The following is a 7,752-nucleotide window of genomic DNA, read 5'->3' as shown; positions in this document are numbered from 1 at the left end:
CTGCGCGTTGTGGAACTTCGACGACGAGGACGAGAGACGTCGCCGGTTGCCGCGCCTCGACGCCGTCGTCGAGTAGACCGGCTACTTGATGGGGTGCACTCATTTACAGCTGACGGTGGCGCTGCTACCGGCGCTCCGAGCATCCGCTCATGCCGCTGAGCATGCGCCGTGAGCCCGCCGGTCCGACCGCGTCGAACTCGATCTTGCTGACGGGCGACTCGGTTCGGTCGGAGAGCGTTTGCCGGAACTCGTCGACGCTCTCGAAGCGGCTCCGCCCCCGCCAGGAATGAGATATTCGCACCGAAAGCGCCCGTCCCCCTGGCCCCCATCAAGTACTTCGTAAAAGATCGATATTGAGCTATGCTGAGAGCGCTCTCACGACCGCCACGTGGGGGCTAGAACAGGAATCCCGCCTATCGCTCCATCTCCGCCCCTGCTCGAGAAGGGCACCCCCACTGTGGAGACTCAACAAGAACGCACATCCCCCAAGCTCCGTGGCGCCGCTGCGGACCGCGCGCTGCCACGTGGCCGCCGGCGCCTCATGGTCCTCCTCACCGCGGCCGCCACCGCACTCGTCGGCATCGCTGTCGTCCAGCAGCAGCCCGCACACGCCGCGTGGAACCTCGTGTGGGCCGACGAATTCAACGGGTCCGGCGCGCCCAGCAGCGCCAACTGGAACTACAACGTCGGCAACGGCCTCAACCCGGGCCTCAATGCTTTCGACGGCTGGGGCAACGGCGAGTGGGAGTGGTACCGCCCCGAGAACTGCACGCAGTCCGGCGGCAACCTCGTGATGCGCGCCAACTGGCTCACGACGCCCATCACGGTCAACGGCCGCAACTTCTACCAGACGTCGTGCCGCATGACGACGGACACGAAGAGGTCCTTCCAGTACGGCCGCATCGAGGCGCGCATGGCGCTGCCGACCGCCACCGGCTCGTGGCCGGCTTTCTGGATGCTCGGTGACGCATGTGACGAGACGTCCACGAGCGCCTACAACCCGGCGCAGACCTACTACGACCGCCTGCCCACCAACTGGGCCAGTTGCGGCGAGGTCGACATCATGGAGCACGCGAACGCGAACGCGACCGTGACGAACAACATCTTCTGGGATCTCCGGACCGGCGTGTTCCCGTGGACGGCGGGTCAGAACGCCAACTACGTCGCGAACCCCGCCGTCAACAACGCCGCGGCCTTCCACGTCTATGCGATCGAGTGGACGGCCGCGCAGATCCGCTGGTACGTGGACGGTGTGCAAACGCACGTGATCGACACGACACCGGCGACCCTGGAGGAGTTCCGCAAGCCGTTCCACATCATCTTCAACCTGGCGCTGGGCGGCACGTACCCCGGACAGAACCCCGTGCAGAGCCAGTTCCCGCTCACCGCATCGATCGACTACGTGCGCTACTACCAGGAGGGCGGGGGCACGACGCCGCCTCCCACGGGCGGACCCGCGACGCAGATCAACGGGCCGGGCGGTAAGTGCGTGGACGTGGCCGGAAACGACACGGGCGGCAACGGCGCGGCCGTGCAGCTGTGGACGTGCCAGGGGCCTTCCCTTTCGCAGGACCAGCAGTGGAGCTGGGACGGCCAGAGCCTGCGGACGTTGGGCCGGTGCCTCGACGTCTCCGGCGCGGGTACGGCCAACGGCACTCAGGTGCAACTCTGGGAATGCAACGGCAGCGGTGCACAGAGCTGGGTCCAGGAAGGCAACCGGTTGCGCAACCCGAACTCCAACAGGTGCCTGGACTCCCCGGGAGGCTCGACAGCGGACGGCGCGCGACTGCAGATCTGGGACTGCAACGGATCGGCCGCACAGTATTTCGTGAAGGCCGCGTGACGGCCGGCCCACGGGCACGCTGACGGTCAGGGCGCGGGAGCGGACGGGCTCCCGCGCCCTTTCCGCGCGTTCCGGGACACCTGCGGTCCTCGCGCCGCTGGCCGACGCCGCACCCGTGCTGGTGGCAACCGGTGACTGCCCGGCCAGTTTCCCGGTCGGCCGTGTCACCGCGTAGGCGCGGACCCCCGACTCCGTGTGCGGCTGGCATTGCACCGATCGACCACAGCCGGAACCCGGTCGCGCTATGCCTGTCCCCGCCGAAGGCCGTCGCCGCGGGGTTCGATGCCGGGGTCGTAGCGGCAGTTCGCCCCGGTGCGTACGGTGCGGTCCAGGTGCCGACCGAAGTCGGGATGGACCTTCGTGATCCGGCGGATCGCGTCCCGGATCCGGGCGGTCACCGCTTTGCGGGCGCGTTCTGCCGTGGTGCTGCCGAGGGTTCGGGAGCGGCCGCCCGGACGGGTGGCCCGTCGCAGTTCCGCCAAAAGGTACTCGCGTTCGTCGGTGGCGCGCCGCAACCGGGCCGCGTCGGTCATGGTGCGCGCGTCGTCGAGTTCGTTGTCGAGCTCGGCCAGCCGCCGTCTGTAGGCAGCCAGCGCCGCGCGGTCGAGGACCGGCTCGGACGGTGTCGGTGCGGTGGTGGGGGCCGAGCCGGCGTTGTCGAGCAGCCGCAGCGCGGGCACCTCGACACCGGGCGCGGCGAGGAGGGCGGCAAGGTCGTGCAGCCCTTTCGCGTCCGGTAGGTATACGGTTCGGCCACCGAAGCTGGCCTGCCACATGTCTCCGATGAGGTGGAGGCCCTCGTGGGTCGGTGGACGCCCCGGTCGGCCGGGCAGCCGTTCGAGCGCGGCGCGGGACTCGTCCTGCCACAGGCGGGCGCCGAGCCGGCGGTGGATGTCCAGCGCCCGTTCCAGCCAGTGGCCGGCGAGTTCCTGCTGGTTCAGGGCCGCGTACAGCAGCCCGACCCGATGGGCGTGTGCGCCCATGAAGCACACCAGCGCACCGTTGACCACGCAGGTGTGTGCCACCGGAAGCAGGTCCTCCAGTAAGCGTTCGCAGAGGACGCGGTCGTCCAGCGCGGTCGCGGCGGCCACCAGTTCACCCACAAACACCGACCACAGATAGGAGCGGTCGGTGCGCCAGTCCGGCAGGGCCAGCACTGTGTCGACCTCGCGGCGGGCGGCGTCGAGGTCGCCGGCGCGGGCCCGGAACCCGGCCGCGACAGCGTGGGCATGCGCGGGCACGCCGATCCACCATCGCACGGCCGCGTCGGCGGTCTCTCGCAGTTGAACCGGGTCGGCGCGGACCCGGATCACCTCCAGCCGCTGGGACATGAGCACATTGCCGGCATCATTGTCACCGATGGCCTCGCCGAACGCGGCAGCCTCGACGCTGAGCCGTTCGCCGAGTTCGACGTCGCCGTCGATGAGGGCGAGCGCCGCCTCGCGGGTGCGCAGCACGTAGGTGTGTCGGGGCTGGCGGAGCTGCTCGGCGGCGTGCCGGTACTGAGCGGCGGTGGCCCGAAATGCCGCCGACCCGCTTTCCAGCTGGGCGCTTGCGGACAGCAGCAGGGCCTGGGCGTAGCGTTCCGGATCTCCCGCCCGCCGTGCCAGATCGGCCATGTCCGCGGCGACGGCGACCCGATCTGCCGCGGTGCCCGGGGTCCACAGCGCGTCGTGCTGGGCCAGCAGGCAACTCGCCAGGGTGGCCGGGTCGTCCAGGGTCCGGGCGATCGCGACGGCGCGTTCGGCGAGCGGTCGTGCCCGTGGCCGTTCTGCGGGTACCGAGTGCTGGAGCTGTCGGGCCAGCGCCGCGGTCACCTCGGCCTCGGCGGCGTCGCCGCGGTCGGCGAGCGCCGCCCGCGCGGCCTCCAGGACGGCGATCAGCTCGGTGCGGGGCATGCCGAAGCGGGCACCGACCCGATCCAGTCCGAGGGCCACCGCCGCGAGCAGGTCGGGCTCCATCGTGGGAACGGCCCGCGCCCAGGCGTCGTCGAGCAGCGAACGGGCGGTGCCGGCGTCCCCGGAGCGCAGCCGCAGGTCCGCTTCCGCGGTGAGCGAGCGCACCAGTTCGCCCGTGGTGAGCCGCAGCCCCGCGTCGGTGATCGCGGTCCGCGCCCGGGCCAGGTGCCCGGCGGCCTCGGTGAACGCGAAGCGTTCCCGGTCGGCGTCGGCCGCCGCCCGCGCCCACTCCAGGGCATGGTGCGAGCCGGCGACAGCGACGGCGGCGGCGAAATGGCGGGCCAGCTCGGTCGCGAACACCGGACTGCCCCGCTCTCCGCGGTGCAGCAGCGCGATCGCGATCCGGTGGTGCAGGTCTGTGCGGCGGGCCGGCGCGAGCGTCGAGTAGACCGTCTCCCGGTACAGGTCGTGAGCGAACGCCGCCGTGCCGGAAGGCCCCGACGCGACGAGAACACCGGCGTCGGTGGCCAGGGCGACCAGATCACCAACGGTGGTCAACGATTCGCCGCACACCTGTGCCAACACGTCCGGCGAGACGGCGGTACCCGCCACCGCGACCGCCTCCAACAGCGTGACGCATGGCTGCGGGAGCCGAGCGAGCCGGCGGTCGACCGCCCCGCGCACCGCGGTCGGGACAGCGTCCGCGCTCCCCCCGCCCGCCAGCAGGTGACACAACTCGCGGGCGAAGAACGGGTGGCCAGCGCTGCGCTCGTACACCGGACGGGCCCAGCGCGTCGCGGCGGCATCCCCGGCGATCGTGCGGACGAGATCGTCGACCTCGTCCGGCGGCAGACCCTGGAGGGCGACCAGTTCGGCCGCGGTGGCGAGGTCGGCCAGGGCTCCGGCGACCTCGGGGCGTGGTTCGTGCGGTCGGTAGGCGCCGACCAGCACGACGCCACAGGCTTGGGCCCCGTGCGCAAGGAACCGGAGCAGGTCCACCGTCGAGGAGTCGGCCCAGTGCAGGTCGTCCAGTATCACCACAACGGGTGCGGAGCCGGCCGCCCGGGCCAGCAGCCGGCCGACCGCGTCGAAGACCTGTAACCGGTCCGCGCCGGAGCTCCCGGTGGCCGGGGCGGTCCACCCGGCGACCTCGGGAACCACCGCGGCGAGTTCGGGCTCTGCGGCGTCGCGCAGCCCGGCGTCGGCGTCCAGGAGAGCCCGCAGCGCCTGGGTCCACGGCCACCACGCAGGAGCCTGGTCACCGTCCCAGCAGCCGCCCCACCCGACCGTGGCACCCTGACCGGCGACGTCGTCGGCGAACCGGTTCAGCAGCGCGGTCTTGCCGATCCCGGCCTCGCCGGTGACCAGCGCGAGACCCGGCCGGAGCGCGGCGACCCGCGGGGTACTGGCCCGGTAGACCGCCGTCAGCCGGCTGAGCGGCTCGGACCGCCCGACGAAAAGGGGCACGCCGACATTCTCGCGCGAATGTGCCAGGCCGGATCTGGCGCGTGCCAGGGTCGTTCTGGCGCGGTACCGGGCGACAGTGCGACCGATGCTCCGGGAGGAACGATGAACGCCACATTCGACGCGCAGCATTACAAGAGCACCACCCGGGCCCAATGGCAGGAAGCCGCGACGGCGTGGCACCGGTGGGGCCCGGCGATCGAACGCTGGCTCGGCCCCGCGACGGAGCGGATGCTCGACGCGGCCGGCGTCACCGCCGGTAGCCGGGTGCTCGACGTGGCCGCCGGTGCCGGAGGGCAGAGTCTGGCGGCGGCTCGCCGGGTCGGCCCTGACGGCCAGGTTCTCGCCACCGACATCGCTCCCGCGATCCTCGACTACGCCGCCAAGGCCGCCGTCGACGCGGGTCTGACGAACATCAACACCCGCGTTCTGGACGGCGAGCACCTCGACCTCGCCGGCGGCGACTTCGACGCGGTGATCTCACGGGTCGGACTGATCTATTTCCCGGATCAGCCGGCGGCGCTGAACGGCATGCGGGAAGCGTTGCGTCCGGACGGGCGGATTTCGTGCGTGGTGTACTCGACCGCCGACCGAAACGGGTTCTTCTCGATCCCCGTGGGCATCATCCGCCGCCGGGCACAACTGCCGCCGCCGGCGCCGGGACAACCCGGCCCCTTCAGCCTGGGCTCGCCGGGAACCGCGGAGCGGGCGCTGCGTGCGGCGGGATTCCGGGATGTCACCGTCGACGTCGTGCCCTCGCCGGTACTCATGCGCAGCGCCGCCGAATGCGTCCGGTTCGAGCGCGAGTCGTTCGGCGCGCTCCATCAGATGCTGGCCGCACTGCCGGCCGCGGAGCAGGACGCGGCGTGGGACGAGATCGCGGCGGCGCTCGGCCAGTTCGACGGTCCCGACGGGTTCAGCGGGCCGTGCGAGATGCTCGTCGTCTCAGGAACCCGCTGAGTCCCGGCGGTCGGCGAACTCGCCCGGGCGGCACGGTCTCGCGGACAGCTTCGAGCCGGCCCGATCGACGCTGGCCGGGGGCGTCGCGGGCCGACGCCCACGTAAGCCGGCCGCGGACCGACACCCGCGCAAGCCGCCGCGGCCGGCCGCCGCCCGTGTGCGCCGGTGGCGGGTCGGAGCCTGTGTGGGGCGGTCGCGGCTCAAGCGGGCGGCCGTGGTGCCGATGGCCCAGCCGTGGACAAGCGTGCGCGATGGATGACGTTCGCGGCTGTCGCCGCGGTGGCCGCTGCCGGCGGCGCCACCGCCTGGGCGCTGCACCGACCGCGGCACCCCAGCGCCTCGGGCCCGCTCGCCCCGGACACCACCGGCTCGGAGCCGGCCTTCCCCGCCCCGAAGCCGCCCGCCGCGCCGCGACCACCGGTGCAGGCCACCCCGGTCGCGCCCGCCGGCCGGGCACCGCGCCGTCCGTTGGTGGCGGTGGCGTGGATCGTCGCCGCCGCAGTCGCCGTCGCGGCGCTAACCTTGCTCGACCCCGTCACCACCGCCGGGCACCGGGGTCCGCGCGCGGCCGCGTCGTCGCCGCCGCCGGTCCAGGCGCCAATCCCGGGAACGCCGCCGTACCAGCCGCCTTACGAGCAGCCCTACCAGCCGCAGGAGACCATCCCGACCCCGCCGTCGCCGGTGCCCGTCGGCGATGTGCTGCCGCCCGACGGCAGCGTGCTCATGGATGGCGACTCGGGTGAGGAGATGATGGTGCGGGTGCGCGTCAGCAACCCGGCGCCGAGCATCAACCCGTACGACCCGACCGGCCCGACGATCGAGCCGCGACTCGGCTATCGGCTGGTCGCCGTCTCGATTTTCGTCGAAAATGTCGGCGGCGTCCCGTTCATGAGCGACGTGGAGAAGAACACCTGGCTGGTGGACAGGGACGGCCGCACGTACCCGCGTCACATCGAGATGACCGATGCCCGCCAGGGCTACCCGGGGATCCGACTAAATCCCAGGTCGGGCCATGGGCGCGTGGCCATTTTCGAGGTGAAGGGCAATGTCGACCTCGATCGGTTCCGCCTGAGCGTCCATCCGGGCAGGGCGCGGCAGACCCAGGACTGGCGCCTCGCCTGAACCGTCGAGGAATTAGGAGTGTCACTGGCTTTGTCATCCAGCACATGAAAGAGGCCACGCCATGTGATCGGCGTGGCCTCTGAGCTGGTGGGCGATACTGGGTTTGAACCAGTGACCTCTTCCGTGTCAAGGAAGCGCGCTCCCACTGCGCCAATCGCCCGTACGTCGCCGTGCAACCACGGTCCCGAGGTGGAGACGGGATTTGAACCCGTGTACACGGCTTTGCAGGCCGTTGCCTCGCCTCTCGGCCACTCCACCGACGTGTCGCCTCAAGGTCTGGCGGCCTCCGAGCGGACGACGGGACTCGAACCCGCGACCCTCACCTTGGCAAGGTGATGCGCTACCAACTGCGCTACGTCCGCTTGTCTTTCGGGCGAACCCGGTGACGGATGGAAACTTTAGCCGAGTCCCCCGCCCCATGCCAAACCGGTATCCCCCTCCGGCGCGTCGCCGTCTGTGACCAGG

Annotated in this window: 4 protein-coding genes and 3 tRNA genes; 3 read left to right on the top strand and 4 right to left on the bottom strand. The window is 71.6% G+C overall.

The window, feature by feature from the left end; genetic code table 11:
* Positions 1–541: 541 nt before the first annotated feature.
* The gene (locus tag Val02_RS48010) at positions 542–1,843 is read left to right on the top strand and encodes a ricin-type beta-trefoil lectin domain protein (protein ID WP_239153803.1); all 1,302 of its coding nucleotides are present in this window, start codon (positions 542–544) and stop codon (positions 1,841–1,843) included.
* 242 nt (positions 1,844–2,085) lie between these two features.
* Here the strand turns inward: Val02_RS48010 and Val02_RS44590 are convergent, their stop codons facing one another.
* Positions 2,086–5,208 (bottom strand): ATP-binding protein, encoded by a 3,123-nt coding sequence (locus Val02_RS44590; RefSeq protein WP_203905438.1) that lies wholly within the window; start codon positions 5,206–5,208, stop codon positions 2,086–2,088.
* Between the two features lie 102 nt (positions 5,209–5,310).
* On the opposite strand from Val02_RS44590, the gene Val02_RS44585 reads away from it, so the two are divergent.
* Complete coding sequence (locus Val02_RS44585) at positions 5,311–6,165, top strand: class I SAM-dependent methyltransferase (RefSeq protein ID WP_203905437.1); 855 nt, start codon at positions 5,311–5,313, stop codon at positions 6,163–6,165.
* Positions 6,166–6,420: 255 nt separating this feature from the next.
* On the top strand, positions 6,421–7,287 hold the full coding sequence (locus Val02_RS44580; RefSeq protein ID WP_203905436.1) for a hypothetical protein: 867 nt from the start codon (positions 6,421–6,423) through the stop codon (positions 7,285–7,287).
* An 85-nt stretch (positions 7,288–7,372) separates the two neighbouring features.
* Here the strand turns inward: Val02_RS44580 and Val02_RS44575 are convergent.
* From Val02_RS44575 to Val02_RS44565, 3 genes are all read right to left on the bottom strand, one after another.
* Positions 7,373–7,447 (bottom strand) — tRNA-Val (locus Val02_RS44575).
* Positions 7,448–7,474: 27 nt separating this feature from the next.
* Positions 7,475–7,545 (bottom strand) — tRNA-Cys (locus Val02_RS44570).
* Positions 7,546–7,576: 31 nt separating this feature from the next.
* Positions 7,577–7,649, bottom strand: a tRNA-Gly gene (locus Val02_RS44565).
* Positions 7,650–7,752: the final 103 nt, after the last annotated feature.

The sequence above is a fragment of the Virgisporangium aliadipatigenens genome, from assembly GCF_016863615.1.
GTDB classification, from domain to species: domain Bacteria; phylum Actinomycetota; class Actinomycetes; order Mycobacteriales; family Micromonosporaceae; genus Virgisporangium; species Virgisporangium aliadipatigenens.
Note: the sequence above shows the minus strand (reverse complement) of the source record. Positions and strands in the feature narration are given on the sequence as shown.